This window comes from Pseudomonas sp. TSO6, assembly GCF_056098905.1.
This window is the reverse complement of sequence record NZ_JBLZWV010000033.1, coordinates 70531-92448: the sequence shown is the minus strand read 5'-3', so window position 1 is coordinate 92448 and position 21918 is coordinate 70531. Positions and strand designations below refer to the sequence as shown.

The window sequence follows — 21918 nt, the reverse complement described above, 5'->3', positions numbered from 1 at the left end:
CGGACGCCGAGGCGCCGAACACCGCCCCACCCACACCGAGCAAGACACAACTCTGGAGAAAGCCTCTACGGCCCAACTGCGCAGTACAAAAAGTGAGCTTGCCCATGATCCCGTGACCTGTACCCATGAAAGTTACACCCAGCACGCCGCTTTACAACCAGTCGAAAAAGGCCGTCAGCAGCGCCCCGCACAGAGCCCCGACCAGCAGCATCGGCAGCACTACCAGCTCACGTTTCAGGCTGAACATGCCCAGTTTGCAGTTCACATACACAACCAGCACCAGGGTTGGCACGGCATGCAGGGCAACCCCCCAGATCGCCCACTCCACACCACCAATCGCCAGCAATAGCGGCAGCAGCCCCCATAGCGAGACCAGGCGGATGATGTTGTCCATGGCCTGATACTTGGTAAGGCCCAAGGCAATCCACACCTGATGAGCCAATGTATAGCGCATTATGATGAACGACAGCGAAAGAATTGCCAGCATAGGGCCAGCTTCACGGTAGCGATCATCGTACATCCAGCCAATCAGCAGAGGGCTGGCGGTCAGGAAACCACCGCAGATGAACAGCACCAGCAGGTCGACCAGCAGGCGGAAGCGGTGATACAGCGCTGTCAGGCGTTCCTTGTCATCGGCCCTTGCCGCTTCACTGAAGGCAGGAAGCGCCACGGCACCGACAATTTTCATCAGCGCGGTCTGCACCGCGCCAAGAATCAGCACGGCAATCGAATACACCCCCAGTTGCGCCGCCGACATGCTGGCGCCAAACCAGATGCGGTCACCGTACATGGCCAGCACGCCAACCATCGACGACAACAGGATCCAGCGGCCAAACACGATCAACTCGGTCAGCGCCGTACGGTCCCAGCGCAGGTGGTTGTTCGGGCCCTCCAGGGCGGTATGCCCTAGCACGGTCCAGGCTACCGCCGAAACCAGGCCAGAGATCACCAGGGCCCAGATCGAATGGGTCAGCAAGCCCAGCACCAGCATCACCACCAGGCCGGCCACCTGCGAGGCCAGGTCGACCAGCACCACGCGCTTTTGTTGGAAAGTTCTTACAGCCACATCTATCTTGGTGGACTGGAATCCCCAGATGGCTGCCGACAGGCCAGTTACCGCCAGCACCATCGGTAGCACCGGGGCAGCATAGGTGGAGTCCGCAGGCCATAGTTCCGCCAGTTGGGCCAACCAGGCGCCCACCGCCAGCAGCAGGGTGAGGGCAAACAGCAGGAAGCCGCGAATGATCTGCACGGTCCAGGCGGTGTTGAGGAAATCCGGGTCGTCACCCCGGTGACTCTGGATGATGTTCTGGCGCAGGCCGACATCGGAAAGCAGATGCAGGAGTACCGAAACGGTGGTGGCGATGACCATCACCCCGAACATTTCCGGCAGCAGCAAGCGGGCCATGATCAGATTGCCGCCCAGGCGCATCACCTGAGAAGCCACCTGCGAGACCAGGTTCCACGACCCGGCCCTCAAGGCCCGGTTGCGCAGGCTCGCAGCGGCTGACACATCAATCGACGGCATGACTTCAATCTCTGACTGATTGGCTAAAAGTCACTATAGTTTCAATTAGCCACGATGCTAGCCGTTGCCCACCGAGGGAAAGGTGTACATAGCCGATGCCTGAACATTTTCGTGCGTTGATCGTCATCCTGTTTTTGGCGAGCGTGGTCTTCCTGATGGCGCGGCGACCCGCCACCGACCTTATTCCGCTCAGCGACTACAAGCGCCGGCGCAATCTCTGGTTCCTGCTGACGGTGCTGGCCTTTGCCTCGCACAGCTTCTGGCTGTACCTGGGTGCAGGCGCGGTCATCCTGTTGCTTGCAGGGCGCCGCGAGCACAACCCCATGGCGCTGTTCTACATGCTGCTGTTCCTGATTCCGCCGGCATCGGTGCAGGTGCCCGGGTTTGGCGTGGTCAACTACCTGGTCGACCTCAACCATATCCGCCTGCTCACCCTGTGCGTGCTGCTGCCGGCCGCGCTGCAGCTGCGCCGGCAAGCGGACACGTTGCGCTTCGGCCGTACCTGGGCGGACAGGCTGCTGGCGGCCGGGCTGCTGCTGATGAGCGTTTTGTATCTGCGCGAAACCACCCTCACCGACACCCTGCGTCAGGCGCTGTACCTGTATGTCGACGTATTCCTGCCGTACTACGTGGCCAGCCGTGGCCTGCGCCATATCAGCGATTTCAAGGATACCATGCTGGCCTTCGTGCTCACCGCCTTCGTCATGGCGTTGATCGCCGTGGCCGAATATGTGCGCCACTGGTTGCTGTACAGCGCCCTGATCGATGCAATGGGGGTGCCGTGGAGCATGTCCGGCTACCTCAGCCGCGGCGGCGCGCTGCGGGCCAGCGTCACCACCGGCCAGGCGATTGCCCTGGGTTATGTGATGAGCGTGGCCATCGGTCTGTTCCTGTTCGTCCAGGGGTATGTGCAACGCCCGCTACACCGGGCCATGGGCGCCCTGCTGCTGGCCGCCGGGCTGTTCGCGCCGTTGTCACGTGGGCCATGGATCGGCGTCGTGGTCATCGTGGTGGTGTTCATTGCCATGGGCAAAGGCGCGGTCAGGCGCCTGGCGCTGCTGGGCGCGGCTGGCATGCTGGCGCTGCCCTTGCTGACCGTCGTACCGGGCGGTGACAAGGTGCTGGACCTTTTGCCGTACATCGGCAACATCGAAAAAGAGAACATCACGTACCGCGAGCGGCTGATGGACAACTCCTGGATCGTCATCCAGCGCAACCCGCTGTTCGGCTCGTTCGACTTTCGCAACACCCCGGAAATGCAGTCGATGATTCAGGGCGAAGGCATCATCGACATCGTAAACACCTACATCAACCTGGCGCTGCGGGTGGGGCTGGTCGGGCTCGGCCTGTTCGTTGCGTTCTTTGCTGTGGTGTTGAGGGGTATCCGCAGGGCCATGCTCACTTTCCCCGACAAGGATGACGAACGACGACAGCTGGGGCGAGTGCTGCTGGCAACACTCATCGGCATTCTGGTGATCATTTTCACCGTCAGCAGCATCACCTTCATACCGGTGGTGTACTGGTCAATCGCGGGGCTTGGCGTGGCGTACATACAGATGGTCCGCCGGCTTGACGACAGCCCGGCTACCGAGCTGGCCGAAACCGGCCTTCAACCCAGGTAATGTCCATGAACGTGCTTACCCTGCGTCACCTTGTGCAGGCTTCGGCCATGGCTGGCCTGGCTTTACTGCCGTTGGCCGGCTGGGCTTCGCAGTGGCAGGTCAGTGTCGATGAGCAGAATGGCCTGCCTACGGTGACATACGGCGGCGGGCCGGTGATGAAAGCCAAGTTCGACTTCTGGGCGGCCAACTGGAGCTGGACCGGCTTTTACACCGATTTCAAGGTCAATGGCCCCTACCAGTACACGCTGCTGGGCAAGAACAAGGAGCTGGACTTTGACCTGAAGGCGGATATCCGCAAGGAACAGGCACAAACCCTGAGCTGGGCCTTCGACCTTACCGCCCACAGCCGCCAGGCCGGGGTGATGGGCGGCGGCATGGTGTTCCAGTTCGACCCGGCGCAAATCGCCGGCGACATGGGCGCCCCGCAACTGCTGCCCGACAACCGTGGCTGGTCGTGGGGCAAGGCGGACCAGGGCCGACGCGTCGAGATGCGCTTCGATCCGCCACTGGCCAAGGTCTTTTTCGAGCGCGGCAACCCGTCCGAGCTGCGTGCGTTTCTCTACAAAGACCCGATCAGCGCCGGCCGCCAGCAGCTGAAGGCGGTACTCAACGTTACCGGCAACATCGAGCTGGGGCCCACCCCCACCGAGCGTTTCGGCCTTGCCGACCCCGCCAGCTGGCCCGATGACCAGCTGGACTGGCGCACCTCGCCGGTGGACCTGTCGTTCCTCAACGCCGCGGAAAAGCCCGCCGGCAAGCGCGGTTTCGTCAAGACGGTCGGCGAACAGCTGATGTTCGCAGACAACACCCCGGTGCGCTTCTGGGGCACCAACCTGTCTGCCTATTCGCTGTTCAAGAGCCCGGACGAGGAAATCCGCCAACAGGCCAAGCGCCTGTCGGCACTGGGCTTCAACCTGGTGCGCCTGCACCACCACGATTCGCCGTGGGTCAGCCCGAACGTGTTTGGCGACGGCAGCCTGGTGCGCGATACCCAGCAGCTCAGCGCCGAATCGCTGCGCAAGCTCGACCTGTGGATCAAGGCACTCAAGGACGAAGGCATCTACATCTGGCTGGACATGCACGTGCAACGTGCGTTGACCGCCAACGACAACATTGAAGACTTCGATGAACTGCCCGAAAAGGAGGGCCGCGCAGACCTGAAGGGTTACGCCTACATGAACGACAGCATCCAGAAAGCAATGAAACGCTTCGCGGAGCAGTACCTGACCCATGTGAACGAATACACCGGCCTGGCCTACAAGGACGACCCGGCCATCGCCGCCGTGTTGATCACCAACGAAAACGACCTCACCCAGCACTACGGTAACGCTCTGATGCCGGACAAGGACGTACCGCGCCATAGCCAGCGCTACATGGCAGCAGCCAAAGCCTTCGCCAGGCAGCATGACCTGCCCGCCGACCTTACCTGGCGTGCCTGGGAGCATGGCCCGTCGAAGCTGTTCCTCAACGACCTGGAGCAACGCTTCAACGCCGACATGATCGCCCACCTGCGTGGCCTGGGCGTCAAAGTGCCGATTGCCACGACCAGCACCTGGGGCGGCAACGGCCTGAGCGCACTGCCGGCGCTGACCGCAGGCGATGTAGTCGATGCCCACAGCTACGGCGCCATTGGCCAGCTGGAGAAAAACCCGTTGACCAGCGACGGCATGATCGACTGGATCGCCGCCGCCCAGGTGGTCGGCAAACCGCTCACCGTCACCGAGTGGAACGCCGAGCCGTTCCCGCTGCCCGACCGCCACTCGTTGCCGCTGTATGTAGCCGGCACCGCCAGCCACCAGGGCTGGGACGCCATGATGCAGTACGCCTATAGCCAACAAGGGTTCAACCCGGGCTGGCGCACGGCGGACAACTGGCACGCGTACAACGACCCGGCGATGATCGCCACCCTGCCCGCAGCCGCCCTGCTCTATCGCCGTGCGGACGTCAAGCCGGCAACGACCCGCTACGTGTTCGCGCCGACGCCCGCCACCCTCTACAACCAGGAGATCACCCCGCGCAATTCGGTACTGCTGCGCACGGCCATGGAAAAGGGCCAGTTGCAGATTGCCCTGCCGCCGACACCGGAACTGCCCTGGCTGAAACCCGCTGCCATCCCGTCTGGCGCGCAAGTGTTGCAGGACCCGGGGCAATCGCTGCTGCCCGCCGATGCAAAGGAGTCGGTGACCGACACCGGCGAGCTCAAGCGCAACTGGCAACAAGGCATCTATACCATCGACACGCCACTGACCCAGGCCGCCACCGGCTGGCTGGGTGGTCGCTCGATCAGCCTGGGGGCCGTACAGGTACAGACGAAAACACCTTACGCCAGCGTCGCGGTACAGAGCCTGGACGGCAAACCCTTGGGCCAGTCGCGTGAGCTGCTGCTGTCGCTGGGCACGCGTGCCATGCCCAAGGCCGATGACAAGACGCCGTTCAACGTGGAACCGCTTCAAGGCACTTTGACAATCAAGGCACCCGCCGGTCTGAAACTGTTCGCCCGCGATGCACAGGCACAATTGAAGGCATTGCCGGTGGCCTACAAGGATGGGCAGTACAGCATTACGTTCGACGGCAACTACATGTCCAACTGGCTGTTCTTGAAATAGGGCATAGGGCCATCTACGCTCAGGTCACCTGTAGCTGATCATCCCACCTGCACGTTTCAGGGACGGTTCACTGCGTCTGTAAACAGCAGATTCCAGGAGGTGCGGATGAAATTTCTGGTAGTGGGTGGTGCAGGCTACATTGGCTCACACATGGTCAAGCACCTGCTCGGTGCCGGCCATGAGGTGGTGGTGGCGGACCTGCTTTCGCCTGGCCCCGGCATCCAGTGGGCCAAGCTCGACATTGCCGACGAAGCTGCCCTGGATGTGCTGTTCGGCATCTGCCACTTCGATGCGGTGTTCCACTTTGCTTCGTTCATCCAGGTGGGCGAATCGGTCAGCGCACCAGGCAAGTACTACCAGAACAACGTCGCCGCCACCCTCGCCTTACTGCAGGCCATGGTGAATGCCGGCATCAAGCACCTGGTGTTTTCTTCCAGTGCCGCCGTTTACGGTAACCCGCAGTACGTACCAATCAATGAAGCGCATGCCAAAGGGCCGATCAACCCTTATGGGCTGAGCAAGTGGATGGTCGAGCAGATTCTCGAGGACTTTGACCGGGCTTATGGCTTGAAGTCTGTATGCCTGCGTTACTTCAATGCCGCCGGTGCCGACCCCGATGGCCAGCTGGGTGAACGCCACGAACCGGAAACCCACTTGATCCCGTTGATCCTGCAGGCCGCTTCAGGCCGCCGCGAGGCGGTGACGGTGTTTGGCCGGGATTACGATACGCCGGATGGCACCTGTATCCGCGACTACGTGCATGTGGCCGACCTGGCGGCGGCGCATGCGTTGGCGGTGGATTATTTACTGGCGGGTGGCGAGCGCACCGCGTTCAACCTGGGCAATGGCCTGGGCTTTTCGGTACAGCAGGTGATCGATACAGCCCGGGTAGTGACCGGGCGGCAGATCAATACCCTTGACGCGCCACGCCGCGCTGGCGACCCGCCACGGCTGGTGGCGGATGCGAGCAAGGCGCTGCAGGTGCTGGGCTGGCGGCCGGAGTTTGCTTCGCTGGAACAGATCGTGCGGCATGCGTGGCAGTGGGAGTTGCAGTATCCCTGGAGCCTGCATCAGGGCTGAGATCTTTGGGGGCTGCAAAGCAGCCCCAAAATTTCGAACCTTAATAATAGGTTCGCGGCTGCTCGTCAGCCTTGTTCAGCACCGTCCCGACCAGGTTCACCGTGGCCAGGTGATGCAGGCAGTCCTCGATTTCCTTCTTGTTGTTCATCCCGTTGGCCACCACCAGCAGTACACAATCGAACTTGGGTATCACGGTGATCGCATCGTCAGAGCTGAGCAGTGGCGGCAAATCGAAAATGCAGATGCGCGAGTCGTAGCGGTTGCGTAAATCACTGATCAGGTTGTTCACCTTGGGCGACGACAGCATCTCGGTCGACATCGGCACCGGCACACGTGTCGGCAACACCACAAAGCGCGGCAACGTCGGGTTGACCAGGCATTCCTGCAACTCGGCCTTGTCCGTCAGGTACTCGTTCAGCGCCTGCTCCATGGGCAGGCCAAGGGTACTGCCGACTTTGGGCCGGCGAAGGTCAAAGTCCACCAGCAACGCAGTCTTGGTCGTGTGGTGAGCAATACTCATGGCCAGATTGATCGCCAGCACCGTCTTGCCCGCCTCAGGCGTTGGCGAGGTGATCGCCAGGGTACGCCAGCCGTTCTCCTCCATGGCCCTGAGCACCTGCGTGCGCAGCAGGTCGATCGGCCCGTTCATGTTGGAGTTCTTGTTGTACGCCACGATGCGGTGGCGCTCCAGATGGTCCGCCCGCAGCGGCACCACTTTGGTGTTCACATAATCGAACTGGCCTGGCACTTCCGCCAGCGCGGTGCCGGGGGCGGGTGACAATGCCTGGGGGGTGCCCGGGGTAACCTGGTGAAGATTATTGCCAACAGACGGCTTGGTCCTGTCCATCACTGCTTTCCCTATGCAAACCGAGATATGACTTTGAACAACAGCACATCCAGTGGCATGTAGAAGACGTGCACCAGCACTACCATGATAGCCGCCAACGCCAGTGCCGCCAGGATCAGCCAGTTACGCCAGCGTTTGCGCCTGGCCACGTCGGCCCGGGTATCGATGTAGGGGATTGCCACCAGCACCCGTTTGCCCAGCAGGTTTTCCAGAGCACCGACGCCGCGCACGCGCTGGTTGAGCATTTCCAGCAGCATCACCAAGGCGCCGCCGCCTGCCGGTGCCAGCACCAGGCCCAACGCAGCGATCTTCTTGCGATTAGGCTTGATCGGTTTTTCAGGCATCAGCGGTGGCTCCAGCAGCACAAAGCGCTCGGCCTTGTTCTCCTGCTCCAGGCTTTCGGTAATCTTCGCGCCCATCTCCTTGGCGCGGATTTCTTCATACTTCTTGCGCGCGTTATCGTGGTCACGCATCAAGGTCACCAGGCCACGCTCGACTTGCGGCGCCTCGAGGATTTCGGCCTCGTAGCCCTCCATCTTTCTGGTCAGCTCGCGCTTCTGATCGGCCAGCGAGCTGATACGTTCCTGGGCCGCGCTCATCTTGGCGCGAACGCGCGCCACGTCGAGGCTGACTGTGGACGTGGTGGCCGTGCGCCCGCCGCTGGCTTCGAGCGCCTGGATCTTGCGCTTGACCGCTACCACATCCGGGTGGGCATCCTTGTAGCGGGTCAGCAACCGGGCATATTCGGCCTTCAGGCTTGGCAGGTCCTGGGACTGGTCGGCACTGGCTGGCTTGCTGCCTTCGGTAGTCTTGGTGGCCAGGCCGGCATTGGCCGCCGACAGCTCAAGCTCCAGGTAGCGCAGTTCTTCCTGGGCGGCCTTGTAGTCACGGTCGACTTCGCGGAACTCCAGCTCCGAACGCGAGAGCATGTTCATGCGCAGGGTCTGGTGCTCTGGCAAGGCATTGGCGTGGGCCTGTTTGAAGTCGGCCAGCTGGTTCTCCAGGCTGGCCAGTTCGGCGCCCAGCTTGTTGGCCTCCTGGGTAAGAAACTCGGTGGTTTCGTTGGCCCGCTCGGTGCGCTGCTTGAGGTTTTCGTTAAGGAACAGGGTGACCAGTTCGTCGGCCACTTCCTTGGCGACTTCCGCCTGCTTGTGCTCGAAGGACACATTGAACGCAACCGTCGCCTCGCCTCGCCCGCGCACGAACGTGGTGAGGGTTTCGACCACGATGGCATTGCGCATCTGGTCGATCTTGTCGGACTCGCTCAAGCGCTTGTCGGCGAACAGGTTGTACTTGTCGATAATGCGCAGCAGGTTCTCGCGGGTCATCACCCGCTGGCGAATCACCTCGATGCGCTCATCGGCAAAGCTGGTGGTGTTGGTCGACACCAGCTCGGGGGAAATCTGCTGTGACTCCACAAGGATGGTGCCGGTCGACTGGTAGAGCGGCGGCACCATCAACGCGACCGCCACGGTCGCGGCAAGAATGACTACGGCACTCACCCCTAACACCAGGGCCCTGTCCTTGATAATGGCGATGTAATCTCTGATGGAGAGTTCGTAGTCAGACTTCATGGGGCCACCTGCCTGAAGTTCAGATGTCGGGGTACCTGTACGTCAACGTCAAACCAACGATCGTAGCGGTTGCATCGGGCGCCTGGTCCTGTTGCCGCTCCTTGTACATCAGCGACAGACGCAGGTCCCAGTAAGGTGAAAACTGGCGGCTGGCCCAGACGCTGTACGTCTGCAATGTATTAGGGCTCTGCCCTTTGCTGTCTTGCCAGGCAGCGTCAGCGCCCACCCGGTCCAGTTCGGTGAGCGCGTAACTCCACACGCCACGCACCTGGTCCAGCTCGGCAAAGCCGCCTTCAGCACTGGCCACCGTGCTGCGCTCGGCGGTCAGGCTGGCAATGGCACGCGTGCCGGTGTAGAGCAACGCCACCCCACCCTCCCCGCGTCGACCGCCGTCGTCGCCAGACACCTGGTTGACGCCAATGTGGGCATCGGCGCTCAGGCCTTCGGCAAGCTGGTACTTGATGCCGACTGCCGGGGTGTAGCTGTTGGACGCGGTCGCGGTAAGGTCCTGCTCTGGCTCATAGCGTCGGGCACCGAAGCGGGTATACACATCGGCCCGCTCGCTCCAGGCATAGGTCCAGGTAAACACGTTTGCCAGTTCGTCGTACCCCGTCAGCGTACTGATGTCATAACGGGCACGGTTAAAAGTGGTTTCGTTGCTCAAGGTGCTGCGCTCGGTAACCGCCTGGCTCCAGTTGCCGGTCAGGGTGTAGAGCTTTTGCGTACCGTCAGTGGTGATCACCCCGGTATCCAGCACTGTCCCCGACAGTGTCGAACTTTCGTTGTAGCGCGCCACCAGGCCGAAACGCCCACGCTCGGTGGTGCGCTGCCAGCCCAGGCTGATATCAGGGTCTTCACGGTCGTCGACCACATCCGTGTCGGACGAGCGCAACACATGCATGCCCAGCCCCAACCTCAATTCGTCCTGGCCGAAGGTACCGATCAGGGTGTAGTCCGGCGCGATGATCGTGCGCGTTACACCCTTTTCCCCCGAGGTCAGCAACAAAGGGTTGCTGTCATATTCGACGGATGTCGGTACCACTACCGTAGACTGCCAATTTGCCGCCAGGACCGCGTCCGTGAACGGCAAGACCAAGATTGCCGTTGCAATGCTAGTTGTTCTAAGAAGAGGCATTAAATGTTCTTATTAAAGGCAAGATCAAGGAACGACCAGCGTATCGCCAGCCTGAAGTTGGATGTTGGTGGACATATCCCGCCCAGACACCAGGTCCTTATATCGCACGGGCAGGATCTTTTGGGAAGCACCGGTGCCGCGGACCACCTTGATATCGCTTTCGTCAGCAAACTTGTCCAGGCCGCCCGACATGCTCAGCGCCTGAAGCACTGCGGTAGGGCCTGCCATCTGCACGGGGCCTGGCTTGATCACTTTGCCTTGGACATAGACCAGGTTGCCGGCGATGCTCTTGACGACAACGCTGACGTTCGGGTCGGGGAGGAATTTTTCGAGTTTGGCAGCCACTTGCTTCTCAACTGCCGTTACATCCAGCCCGGCAACATTTATGCGCCCGGCCAAGGGGAAGGTAATACTGCCATCGGGTAGTACGGTGGCTTCTTGACGCAGGCTGTCTTCCTGCCACACCGAAACCATCACCACATCACCGGGGCTGAGCAGGTAAGCCGCACCGCTCTGATCGGCGTTGCCAGCACTGGACCACACGGTCAGCATGCAGAATGCGGCAATCAATGAACGCATCATGAGGGTCCCTCCGGCCAAATGGCCCGAAAAAGAGCACTGAATGAGAACAGCACACCAACTCTCGCTCTGCTTCGCGGCTTAAGCCCGCCGCGATGGCCTCGTCTTTCCTGGAGGCCCTAACCTTGACGCTTTACAGGTAGGCTGCCTTGCTCTGCAAACCAAGGCCTTTCAAGGGCTACTGGGAATATAGCAACGGTTGGGAAATTCACAAGCCAGGCCCCGGGCTTGCAACAACCTCTGCCCACGCTGCAAAAAAGGCGGTCAGCCTCAGATTTTTCTTCTGTTTGCCACCAGCACAAAGCCAACCACTGCGAAGGCTAACAACCAGCCGGCGGTTGAAACAGGAATGATACTGTTTTGGTTTACATAGGAATCTGCCGCACGCGCAGCGCCACTCAGCAACACCAGCAAGAACATCGATTTGATAATCAGAGTCGTGCGCATACGCCCCTCCAAAAAAACAGGAAATCAATTAGTTATTTGCTCGGTGTGGCGGGAGTTGTTTCGCTGTTGACTTGAGCTTATGGGCACAATGACACTACGTCAATGATCCGACACCATAATAAAATTCAATGGGAGATGGGGGTATTCGTCAAAATACCGACATGCAAATTATGCAAAGAAATGCCGCTGCGGTGGACGCTGCGTTTCACGGATGAGAATACGTGGGGGGCGTTGCCCTGCCCCCTGTGGTTTTATTCGTCTGCGTGGTGAACCACGACCAGCAATTGCGCCGGCTGGGCACCTACCGAGCGTAGTCGGTGCGGTGTCTGCGCGTTGAAATGCAAGGCATCGCCCTGCTCCAGCAGCACCCGTTCGTTCATGAAATCCACCTCCACCTGGCCTGCGTGCACAAACAGAAACTCCTCGCCCAGGTGCTCCTTGAACGTTGGGTCGCTGAACTCGTTCGGCGGCTGGATCAGAAACGGCAGCAGGCTGCGCTGCCCGACCTGGCTGGTCAGGGCTGCATAGCCCGGCCCTTGCCCATCGCCTACCAGGGCCTGACGTTCGCCATGGCGCACCAGGCTGTAGCGGCTCTGGCCGGCCTGCTCTTCAGCGAACAGCTCTTCGACATTGACGTTCAATGCCCGTGCGAGCTTTAGCGCGGCAGCAATCGAGGGTGTATTCAGGCCGCGCTCGACCTTGGACAGGTAGCTTTTGGTCATGCCGGTCTTCTCGGCCAGCATTTCCAGGGTCATTCCCAGTTTCTTACGCAGCAGTTTCAATCGGATAGACATGTGACGCGGGTTTCCCAGGCTGAGGCAGCCTGGTAATGATACGTGGACTGCCGGCGAAATGCTGGGGCTCCTTTGCAGCCCATCGCCGGCAAGCCAGGCTCCCACAAATACAGCGTCACTTTTTGGGCATGCGCCGGACCTGTGGGAGCTGGCTTGCCGGCGATGGGCCGCACAGCGGCCCTGCCTTCATGGCATCACAGGCGGTACGTATTGCAGCGTCGTACCCAGCGCCCACAGCAACACCAGCACCAACGGCACGTGCACCAGCAACTGCACGAACGAGAAGCCGATCAGGTCACGCGCCTTGAGCCCCAGCACGCCCAGCAGCGGCAGCATGTAGAACGGGTTGATCAGGTTCGGCAAGGCTTCGGCAGCGTTGTAGATCTGCACCGCCCAGCCCAGGTGGTACTGCAGGTCGTTGGCCACCAGCATCACGTACGGTGCCTCGATGATCCACTTGCCCCCGCCCGAAGGGATGAAGAAGCCCAGTACCGCCGAATACACTCCCATCAGCACGGCATAGGTGTCATGGGTGGCAATCTGGGTGAAGAACAGCGAAATATGGTGGGCCAGCGTCTGTTCATCGACGCCCTTCACCTGGGTGAGAATGGCAGCGATGGAACCGTACAGCGGGAACTGGATCAGTACTCCCGTGGTGGTCGGTACGGCACGCGCCACTGCGTCAAGAAAGCTGCGCGGGCGCCAGTGCAGCAAGGCACCGAGCATGATGAACAGCAGGTTGTAGGTATTCAGCCCGGAGATCGCGGTAATCGCAGGCTTGGTGGCGAACTCCTGATAAAGCCAGCCAGCGGCCAGGGCCACCAGCAGCAGGATCAGGATCGGGCTGTGCTCCAGCCACTCACCCGGGCGAGTGCGCTGCGGTGCAGGTGGCGCGGTGAAGCTGGGGTCAACGCCGCAGTCTTCGGCGCTACGTGCGCTGTTCGGGCCAGGGGCCGTGGCATAGGCGATGAACAGCGAGACCAGCACCAGCGCCAGCAGCATGACGCCAGACTGCCAGAGGAAGATGGTTTCAGTGAACGGAATCACGCCGGTAATCGACAGGATCGAAGGTGGCAGGCTGGCCGGGTTGGCCTGCAGTTGCGCCGCCGACGATGACAAGCCCAGTGCCCACACTGCGCCCAGGCCCAGGTAGGCGGCCGCGCCGGCGGCGCGGTAGTCCATCTTGAGATCGGTGCGCCGCGCCAGCGCGCGTACCAGCAGGCCACCGAATACCAGCGACAGCCCCCAGTTGAGCAAGGAAGCCAGCATCGAGATCAGCGCTACCCAACATACTGCCGAGCGACCATTGCCGGGGATGCGCGCCAGGCGATCGATCAGCCGCGCGGCGGGCGGCGAGCTGGCCACCACATAACCGCCAATGACCACGAAGGCCATCTGCATGGTGAACGGGATCAGGCTCCAGAACCCGTCACCAAAGGCTTTGGCGGTGTCGGTCGGCTTGGCCCCCATGGCCAGGGCACCGATGCACACCAGCAGCACCGCCAGGGCGGCGAATACCCACGAGTCGGGGAACCAGCGTTCGGCCCAGTTGGAACAGCGCAAGGCAAAGCGCGCGGAACGGCTGTCTTGGATTTCAGCGGCCACAGTTGAATTCCTTTTATTGGTTTTATCGGATAAATCAGCAAAAACACAAAACCCCTGTAGGAGCAGCCTTGTTCTGCGAAGAGGCCAGTACAGACAAACATTATGTGAATGCCTGCACTGGCCCCCTTCGCAGCACAAGGCTGCTCCTACAGGGGAATGTATGAAGCGCGTTGAATCAGAAGGTCATTTCCTTCACATCATCCGGCACGATCAGCTTGCCGGCGGTTTTCGCGATGATCTCTTCAACGCTTACCCCTGGCGCGGTTTCGCGCAGGATGAAGGCGCCGTCTTCGATTTCCAGGTAGGCCAGGTCAGTCAGCACCTTGCGGATGCAGCCGGCGCCGGTCAGCGGCAGGCTGCATTGCGCCAGCAACTTGGACTCACCGTCCTTGGAAGCGTGGGTCATGGTGACGATGATGTTCTCGGCGCCAGCCACAAGGTCCATGGCACCACCCATGCCCTTGACCAGTTTGCCGGGGATCATCCACGAGGCGATGTTGCCTTGTACGTCCACTTCAAAGGCACCCAGCACGGTCAGGTCGACGTGGCCACCACGGATCATGGCGAACGATTGTGCCGAATCGAAAATCGAGGCGCCGCGGCGGGCGGTGACGGTTTGCTTGCCGGCGTTGATCATGTCGGCATCGAGGGTGCTTTCAGTCGGAAACTCGCCCATGCCGAGCAGGCCGTTTTCCGATTGAAGCATCACATCCATGTCTGCGGGTACGTAGTTGGCCACCAGGGTCGGAATGCCGATGCCCAGGTTGACGTAGTAGCCGTCTTTCAGTTCACGTGCGACGCGTTGCGCCATCTGTTCGCGGGTCAGTGCCATGGTCAGGGTCTCTTTGTTGTTCTGGTGGATGGCGCTCAGGCCTTGACGGTGCGCTTTTCGATACGCTTCTCGAAGGTGCCGACGATGACACGGTCCACGTAGATGCCCGGGGTGTGGATTTCGCTGGGCAACAGCACGCCGGGTTCGACGATCTCTTCCACTTCGACCACGGTGATCTTGCCGGCGGTGGCCGCCAGCGGGTTGAAGTTTTGCGCGGTGTTGCGGTACACCACGTTGCCGTAGTGGTCGGCCTTCCAGCCCTTGACGATGGCGAAGTCACCGGTAATGGATTCTTCAAGGATGTACTTGCGGCCCTTGAACTCACGCACTTCTTTGCCCTCGGCAACCGGGGTGCCGTAGCCAGTGGCGGTGAAGAACGCCGGGATTCCGGCACCGCCGGCGCGCATCTTCTCGGCCAGGGTCCCCTGCGGGGTCAGCTCCACGTCCAGCTCACCGCTGAGCAGCTGGCGTTCGAATTCGGCGTTTTCTCCCACATAGGAGGCGATCATCTTGCGAATCTGCCGGTCTTCAAGCAACACGCCCAGGCCGAAGCCGTCGACGCCGCAGTTGTTCGACACTACGGTCAAGCCCTTGACGCCACGTCGCTTGATTTCGCTGATGAGGTTTTCCGGGATGCCGCACAGGCCGAAACCACCGGCCAGCACTGTCATGTTGTCGGTCAGGCCTTCGAGGGCCTGTTCGTAGGTTGCAACGCGCTTGTCCAGTCCGGCCATGCTGATCCGCCTTTTGTAGTTGTAGAACCGACGAGGCTGTCGGTGAGCGTGTGCAGACATCTTCACCGCACGCGACTGATTTGTTAATTTTGTTTTCGTCATCGATTGATAACTTTTACAAAACAAACAATAGGCCTGTCATGAACGTCAAGCAACTGCGTGCCTTTGTCGCCGTGGCCAAGTACCAGAGCTTCGCCCAGGCCGGTGAGCACCTGCATATCTCGCAGCCCGCCCTGAGCCTGACCATCAAGGCCCTGGAAGAAAACCTAGGCGGCGCCCTGCTCAGCCGCACCACGCGCAGCGTCAGCCTGACCGCCGAGGGCGAAGTGTTGCTGCCGCTGGCACGACGCCTGCTGGCAGACTGGGACGACACTGAAGAGATGCTGCGCCAACGCTTCACCCTGCAACTGGGCCGGGTGTCGGTGGCGGCCATGCCAGCCTTTGCCGGCAACCTCCTGCCCCACTCTCTCAAGGTATTTCGCCAGCGCTACCCCAAGGTCAACGTCACGGTGCATGACGTGATCAACGAACAGGTGCTGGAACTGGTACGCCATCGCCGCGTCGAACTGGGCATCGGCTTCGAGCCGGACAACATCGACGGGCTGGATTTTCACCCGTTGTACCTGGACCGCTTCGTCGCGGTGGTACCGGCCGACTCGCCCCTTGCGCTGCTGCCCCAGGTCAGCTGGGCACAGCTGATGGCCGAAGACTTCGTGGCCCTGCAACGCCCTTCGGCGGTGCGCCTGCTGATGGAGCAGAATGTGGCCGCCCACCACGGCAAACTGGCCGTGGCGTTCGAGAGCCACCAGCTGGCAACCATCGGCCGAATGGTCGCCAGCGGCCTAGGGGTCAGTGCCGTGCCGGCGCTGTGCATCAACCACATGCAGGAACTCGGCGCCCGCTGCATAACCTTGGTGGAGCCCACGGTCGAGCGGCGCATCGGCGTGATCGCCCTCAGCGAACACAGGCTTTCCACTGCAGCGCAAGCGCTGCTTGAGGTTGTGCTTTCCAATACCCGGATCCCGGAGGTGACATGCGTTACGTGAAACTGGCAGGTTCGAGCGTCCCGGCCATCGGCCAAGGCACTTGGTACATGGGTGAGGACCCAGACCGCAAAGCCGCCGAAGTGGCGGCCTTGCAACAGGGCATCGAGCTGGGCCTGACCCTGATCGACACCGCCGAGATGTATGCCGAAGGCGGGGCGGAAGAGGTGGTTGGCCAGGCCATTGCCGGGCGCCGCGACCAGGTGTTTCTGGTCAGCAAGGTGTACCCGCACAATGCCAGCCAGCGCGGCATGGCGGCCGCCTGCGAGCGCAGCCTCACCCGCCTGGGTACCGACTGCATCGACCTGTACCTGCTGCACTGGCGTGGCCAGCACCCGCTGGAAGAAACTGTCGAAGCCTTCGAGCGTTTGCGCGAGCAAGGCAAAATCAGGCGCTGGGGCGTGTCCAACTTCGACGTCGACGACCTGCGCGAACTGCACAACCCTGAATGCGCCACCAACCAGGTGCTGTACAACCCGGCGCAGCGTGGCATCGAATTCGACCTGCTGCCGTGGTGCGAAAAACGCGCGCTGCCGACCATGGCCTACTGCCCGCTGGCCCAGGCTGGGCGCTTGCTGCAGCACCCGGTGCTGGCAGAAATTGCCGAGCGCCATGGCGCCACGCCGGCCCAGGTCAGCCTGGCCTGGGTGACCCGTAGTGGCGGAGTGATCGCCATCCCCAAGGCCGTGGCGCCCGAGCATGTGCGGCTGAATGCAGCCGCAGGTGCGCTGACCTTGAACAGCGAGGACCTTCGGGCAATCGACCGGGCGTTCCCGGCACCGACGCGCAAGCAGCGGTTGGCGATGGTGTAACCGGCGAGCCGTGAATCGTTTTAATCTTGCCAATCTGAAAGCGTGCGCGGCCCCTGTGGGAGCGGGTTTACCCGCGAAGAAGGCAACACGGTGGATGGCACGGGCTTCGCCCGTGTTCGCGGGTGAACCCGCTCCCACAAGGAATACGCGAGAATCACGGTTTTTGGTAGGGGCCGGGGGTTAGTGGAAATCCCGGCTGCGCACATCCAGCCCTTGCAGCAACGGGCTCACATCTTCCAGCCGCCGTGCAATCAGGTGCCGCACGCCGTTCTCCTGCTCCAGCCGCCCACTGACCTTGAGCAGCTGCGACCCCACCAGCGCCCGCCGCTGCCGTTCGGCAATGTCCCGCCACACCACCACGTTGACCATCCCGTGCTCGTCCTCCAGGGTGACGAAGGTCACTCCGCTGGCGGTCTGGGGCCGTTGACGGCCTACTACCAGGCCGGCCACGGCAATGTTGTCGCCATGCTCGACACCTTGCAGCTCGCTCGAACTGCGACAGCCCAGCGCCCTCAGGCGGGCGCGCAACAGGGCCAGCGGATGCGGCCCCAGCGTGGTGCCCAGCGCCTGGTAATCGGCCATCAGGTCTTCACCTACGGTGGGCACAGGCAAGTCCACTGGAGTTTCAGGCACCGCTTGCACCTCAGCGAACAGGGGCAACTGCGGCTGTACCGCCGCCACCTGCCAGCGTGCCTGGTGACGATCGCTGGCCAAGGCTCGCAGCGCCCCGCCATCGGCCAGTTGGGCTCGGGCCCGTGCGTCGAGCCCGGCACGCTGGCACAGGTCTTCGACATCGCGCCAGGGCCGTTGCGCCCTCGCCTGCTCCAGGCGCCTGGCATCGGCCTCGGCCAAACCGCGCACCAGGCGCAAGCCCATGCGAATAGCCAGAGTGCCTTCAGCATCAGGCTCCAGGGTGCAGTCCCACTCGCTGTGGCAGGCATCTACCGGCCGCACCTCGATACCCTGGCGCCGCGCCTCTTGCAGCAACTGGTCAGGGCTGTAGAAGCCCATGGGCCAGCTGTTCACCAGCGCGCAGGTGAAAATCGCCGGTTCATGGCACTTCAGCCAGCTGCTGGCATAACACAGCAAGGCAAAACTGGCCGCGTGCGATTCCGGGAAGCCATAGCTGCCAAACCCCTTGATCTGCTCGAAGATGCGTTCGGCAAACGCCAGGTCGTAACCATTGCGCAGCATGCCCCGCACCAGCCGCTCGCGGTGCGGCTCCAGGCCTCCGTGGCGCTTCCAGGCCGCCATGCTGCGGCGTAGCTGGTCGGCCTCGCCGGGTGTGTAGTCGGCGGCAACCATGGCCAGCTCCATCACCTGCTCCTGAAACAGGGGCACGCCCAAGGTACGCTCGAACACTTCCTTGAGCTGCGGCGATGGGTAGGTGACAGGCTCCTGCTTCAGGCGGCGGCGCAGGTACGGGTGCACCATGTCGCCCTGGATCGGCCCGGGGCGGACAATCGCCACCTCGATGACCAGGTCATAGAACGTGTTGGGCCGCAGCCGGGGCAGCATGGCCATCTGCGCGCGCGACTCGATCTGGAACACCCCCATGGTCTCGGCGCGGCTGATCATCGCGTAGGTGGCCGGATCTTCGCCGGGGATGGTGGCCAGGGTCAGCTGCTGGCCGCGATGGCGCTGCAGCAGGTCGAAGCAGCGGCGCAAGGCACTGAGCATACCCAGCGCCAGTACGTCGACCTTGAGCAGGCCGACCATGTCCAGATCGTCCTTGTCCCACTGGATCACCGTGCGCTCCGCCATCGCTGCATTCTCCACCGGCACCAGCTGGTCGAGGGGTTGCTGGGAGATGACAAAGCCGCCTGGGTGCTGCGACAGGTGCCGGGGGAAGCCGATCAACTCGCCAGCCAGCACCAGTACCCGCCGCAGTGAAGGGCTGCTGGCCTCAAAGCCGGCTTCGGCCAAGCGCTGGTCATCGGGAATGCGGTCGCTCCAGCGACCACAGCACTTGGCCAGGGCATCCACCTGGTCCACCGGCAAACCCAATACCCGCGCCACATCGCGCACCGCACCCGCGGCGTGGTAGGTGTTGACCACCGCCGTCAGCGCGGCACGGTGACGACCGTAGCGGCGAAACACATACTGAATGACTTCTTCGCGCCGGTCGTGCTCGAAGTCCACGTCGATATCAGGCGGCTCGTTGCGTTCACGCGACAGGAAGCGCTCGAACAGCAGGCGATGCTGCATGGGGTCGAGCTCGGTAATGCCCAGCACGAAACACACCACCGAGTTGGCCGCCGAACCGCGGCCCTGGCACAGAATGCCCTGTCTGCGGGCGAAGGCGACGATGTCGTGCACGGTCAGGAAGTAACTTTCGTAACCGAGCTCCTCGATCAGCGCCAACTCCCTGGCCAGCACGTCACGCACCTTGTCACTCGGCCCGCCTGGCCAGCGTAACGGCAAGCCCTGCTCGCACAGTTCACGCAACCAGCTTGCCGGGCTATGGCCCTGGGGCACCAGCTCGCGCGGGTACTGGTATTTCAATTCGCTCAGGTCAAATTGGCAGCGCTCGGCAATGGCCAGCGTCTCGGCCAGCAGGTCGGCAGGATAAAGCTCGCCCAACTGTGCCTGGCTGCGCAGGTGCCGCTCGCCATTGGCGAACAGGTAGCGCCCGGCCTCGGCCACCTGGCAGTGCTGGCGGATGGCGGTCATGCAGTCCTGCAACGCACGGCGACCGCGCACATGCATGTGCACATCGCCACAACCCACGGCGCGGATACCCACTTCAGCCGCCAGGCCTCGCAAGCGTTGAAGGCGCTGGGCATCATGACTGCCTCGGTGCAGGTGCACGGCCAGCCACAGGCGTTCGCCGAACACACTGCGTAACCACTCACCCGTGGCCATATCGGCGCGATCATCAGCCACCCAAAGCGCCAACAGGCCTTGGTGGTGCTGCTGCAGGTCGTCGCGAAACAGCTGGTACTCGCCCTTTTGCGCCCGCCGCCGCGCCCGAGTGATCAGCGCGCACAAACTCTGGTAACCAGCCAGGTTCTCTACCAGCAGCACCAGCTTGGGGCCCTCCTGCAGCAGCACCTCACTGCCCACGATCAGCCGCAGCTGATGCGCCTTGGCGGCCTGCCAGGCCCGAACGATGCCGGCCAGTGTGCATTCGTCAGTGATCGCCAGGGCCTGGTAGCCCTGTTCACCCGCGCGCCGGAACAGCTCGTCAGCGCTCGACGCCCCGCGCTGGAAGCTGAAGTTGGACAGGCAATGCAGCTCGGCATAACCCTGCTTGCTCATGCGAACCACCCCTGCAGCCACAGCGGGCCGGCCTGGCCCAGGTCGCGGTAGGCCCAGCCGCGCAGGCCATCACGGGTTTCGATGCGGTAGTAGTCGCGGCGCACGTCGCCGCCATCCCACCACCCCGACTCGATGCGTTCGGCCTGGCCGTGTACCTGGTAGCTGGCGGCGTCCAGCGCCATCGGGGCTGGCAGCAGCCAGCCGGGGCGAGTGCCCGGGGCAACCGGCATGCTGCCTTGGGCGCCTTGCTCGGTCAGCTGCCAGGCGCATTCGGGGCGATGATCGGCTGCCGCGCTCAGCCCCTTCACGGCCTCATCCCCCAGGCGAGCTCGCAGCCGCTCGCGCAATTGTTCCCAGGGTTGCGCCTGCTGCGCACGAGGGTCGAACAACGCCTGGTGCTGGGGCACGAAGGTTGGCAGGTCCTCGGCAACCAGCCGCAGGTTGCGTACGGGTGCGGGAATGCGCAGCGGCTCAAGGCGCCCACGGGCCAGTTCGAACAGCATGGCGGCATCGCGTTCGGCAGCCAGCAGGCCCACCTTGAGCAGGGTGTCAGGCCCTTCGGCATGTTCCAGGTGCAGGCAAAAGCGCTGCACGCCACAGTCGCGCCCGGCAAGGAAGGCGGTAAGGTCGCTGAGCATGCGCCGCAGCGGAAACAGCAGCGCCTGATGCGACTCGACGTCGAAGTTCAGCTCCAGCCGGGTTTCGAAACGGTCCGGTGGCTGGTAGAAGGCCAGCCCCAGATTGCGCAGGCCAAGCAGCTGGTCGAGGTGCAACTGCACCTGGGGCGCACAGCGCTTGGCCAATGTATCGCGCGGCAAGGACAGTACCTGGCCCAGCTGGCGCAGGCCCATGCGGGCAAAGGCTTCGGCGGCGTCTGCCGGCAAGCCGATACGTGTGATGGGCATGCCTAGCAGCGCCGCACGGGTGGCGTCGGCATCGCCCACGGCCAAGCCATCATGACCATTGGCAAGCATGCGCGCCGCGACTGGGTTGCTGGCCAGGACGATGCGTTGACGCAAGCCCAAGTCAGCCAGCTCCTGGCGCAGGCGTGCCTCGAACATGGGCCAGGGGCCGAACAGTTGCAGGCTGGAGCCCACTTCCAGGAGCAACGCCCGTGGGTAATGAAGGCTGACCTGGGCACTGAAGCGATAGGCCCAGGCCGCCAGCAATTGCTGTACCTGCTCGATACGCCTGGGGTCGGCTTCGACGCAGGTGAAACCGTCCGCCAAGGCACGTGCCGCCGTCAGGGTCTGCCCTGCCCTCAACCCAAGTGCGGCCGCTGCCGGGCTGACCGCTTGCAATACCCGACGCTGGGCAGGCCCGCCAAGTAGCACCAAGGGTGTATCAGGGTCGTCACGCTCACGCAGGACCGTGTCCAGCGCCAGCTGCGGGAGGAGGATGCAGGCCCAGAGCATGGTG

General features: G+C 62.5%; 17 protein-coding genes. 5 read left to right on the top strand and 12 right to left on the bottom strand.

Annotation, left to right across the window (positions count from 1 at the left end):
• Positions 1-151: 151 nt before the first annotated feature.
• The gene (locus ACN6NG_RS13320; RefSeq protein WP_063424168.1) at positions 152-1528 is read right to left on the bottom strand and encodes an oligosaccharide flippase family protein; all 1377 of its coding nucleotides are present in this window, start codon (positions 1526-1528) and stop codon (positions 152-154) included.
• Between the two features lie 95 nt (positions 1529-1623).
• Here ACN6NG_RS13320 and ACN6NG_RS13315 point away from each other — a divergent pair, with 95 nt between their 5' ends.
• The 3 genes from ACN6NG_RS13315 to galE all read left to right on the top strand — a co-directional run bounded on the left by ACN6NG_RS13315 (position 1624) and on the right by galE (position 6836).
• The gene (locus ACN6NG_RS13315; protein ID WP_474314386.1) at positions 1624-3150 is read left to right on the top strand and encodes an O-antigen ligase family protein; all 1527 of its coding nucleotides are present in this window, start codon (positions 1624-1626) and stop codon (positions 3148-3150) included.
• 5 nt (positions 3151-3155) lie between these two features.
• Entirely contained in the window at positions 3156-5756 is a 2601-nt protein-coding gene (locus tag ACN6NG_RS13310; RefSeq protein WP_474314382.1) for a cellulase family glycosylhydrolase, read from the top strand.
• A gap of 105 nt (positions 5757-5861) precedes the next feature.
• Positions 5862-6836 carry a UDP-glucose 4-epimerase GalE gene (gene galE / locus ACN6NG_RS13305; protein ID WP_353455343.1) on the top strand — a complete coding sequence of 325 codons (975 nt, stop codon included), beginning with the start codon at positions 5862-5864 and terminating at the stop codon, positions 6834-6836.
• A gap of 40 nt (positions 6837-6876) precedes the next feature.
• On the opposite strand, the gene ACN6NG_RS13300 is transcribed toward galE, so the two are convergent.
• The 9 genes from ACN6NG_RS13300 to ACN6NG_RS13260 form a co-directional block, all read right to left on the bottom strand.
• On the bottom strand, positions 6877-7683 hold the full coding sequence (locus ACN6NG_RS13300; protein WP_016499574.1) for a CpsD/CapB family tyrosine-protein kinase: 807 nt from the start codon (positions 7681-7683) through the stop codon (positions 6877-6879).
• A gap of 11 nt (positions 7684-7694) precedes the next feature.
• Positions 7695-9257 carry a GumC family protein gene (locus ACN6NG_RS13295; RefSeq protein ID WP_474314377.1) on the bottom strand — a complete coding sequence of 521 codons (1563 nt, stop codon included), beginning with the start codon at positions 9255-9257 and terminating at the stop codon, positions 7695-7697.
• Positions 9258-9276: 19 nt separating this feature from the next.
• On the bottom strand, positions 9277-10392 hold the full coding sequence (locus ACN6NG_RS13290) for a hypothetical protein (protein WP_041167708.1): 1116 nt from the start codon (positions 10390-10392) through the stop codon (positions 9277-9279).
• 24 nt (positions 10393-10416) lie between these two features.
• Positions 10417-10974 carry a polysaccharide biosynthesis/export family protein gene (locus ACN6NG_RS13285; RefSeq protein ID WP_197897413.1) on the bottom strand — a complete coding sequence of 186 codons (558 nt, stop codon included), beginning with the start codon at positions 10972-10974 and terminating at the stop codon, positions 10417-10419.
• Positions 10975-11241: 267 nt separating this feature from the next.
• Positions 11242-11418 (bottom strand): EPS-associated small membrane protein EppA, encoded by a 177-nt coding sequence (gene eppA, locus ACN6NG_RS13280; protein ID WP_016487266.1) that lies wholly within the window; start codon positions 11416-11418, stop codon positions 11242-11244.
• A gap of 251 nt (positions 11419-11669) precedes the next feature.
• Positions 11670-12212, bottom strand: a complete 543-nt coding sequence (locus ACN6NG_RS13275; protein WP_016499570.1) for a helix-turn-helix domain-containing protein — start codon at positions 12210-12212, stop codon at positions 11670-11672.
• A gap of 186 nt (positions 12213-12398) precedes the next feature.
• Positions 12399-13817, bottom strand: coding sequence for a short-chain fatty acid transporter (locus tag ACN6NG_RS13270; RefSeq protein ID WP_353455342.1), 1419 nt, complete (start codon positions 13815-13817; stop codon positions 12399-12401).
• A 175-nt stretch (positions 13818-13992) separates the two neighbouring features.
• Positions 13993-14649, bottom strand: a complete 657-nt coding sequence (locus ACN6NG_RS13265) for a CoA transferase subunit B (protein WP_016499568.1) — start codon at positions 14647-14649, stop codon at positions 13993-13995.
• A 35-nt stretch (positions 14650-14684) separates the two neighbouring features.
• Positions 14685-15383: a CoA transferase subunit A gene (locus tag ACN6NG_RS13260; RefSeq protein WP_016499567.1), complete on the bottom strand. Its 699-nt coding sequence runs from the start codon at positions 15381-15383 to the stop codon at positions 14685-14687.
• Between the two features lie 140 nt (positions 15384-15523).
• Between ACN6NG_RS13260 and ACN6NG_RS13255 the strand changes: the two genes are divergently transcribed.
• Positions 15524-16429, top strand: coding sequence for a LysR family transcriptional regulator (locus ACN6NG_RS13255; RefSeq protein WP_063424164.1), 906 nt, complete (start codon positions 15524-15526; stop codon positions 16427-16429).
• Positions 16417-17238, top strand: coding sequence for an aldo/keto reductase (locus tag ACN6NG_RS13250; RefSeq protein WP_474314368.1), 822 nt, complete (start codon positions 16417-16419; stop codon positions 17236-17238). The genes ACN6NG_RS13255 and ACN6NG_RS13250 overlap by 13 nt, the downstream gene beginning before the upstream one ends.
• A gap of 180 nt (positions 17239-17418) precedes the next feature.
• On the opposite strand, the gene ACN6NG_RS13245 is transcribed toward ACN6NG_RS13250, so the two are convergent.
• Both ACN6NG_RS13245 and ACN6NG_RS13240 read right to left on the bottom strand, forming a co-directional pair.
• On the bottom strand, positions 17419-20499 hold the full coding sequence (locus ACN6NG_RS13245; protein ID WP_474314366.1) for an error-prone DNA polymerase: 3081 nt from the start codon (positions 20497-20499) through the stop codon (positions 17419-17421).
• Positions 20496-21914 (bottom strand): Y-family DNA polymerase, encoded by a 1419-nt coding sequence (locus tag ACN6NG_RS13240; RefSeq protein WP_474314364.1) that lies wholly within the window; start codon positions 21912-21914, stop codon positions 20496-20498. Before ACN6NG_RS13240 ends, ACN6NG_RS13245 begins: the two co-directional genes overlap by 4 nt.
• Between the last annotated feature and the right edge of the window lie 4 nt (positions 21915-21918).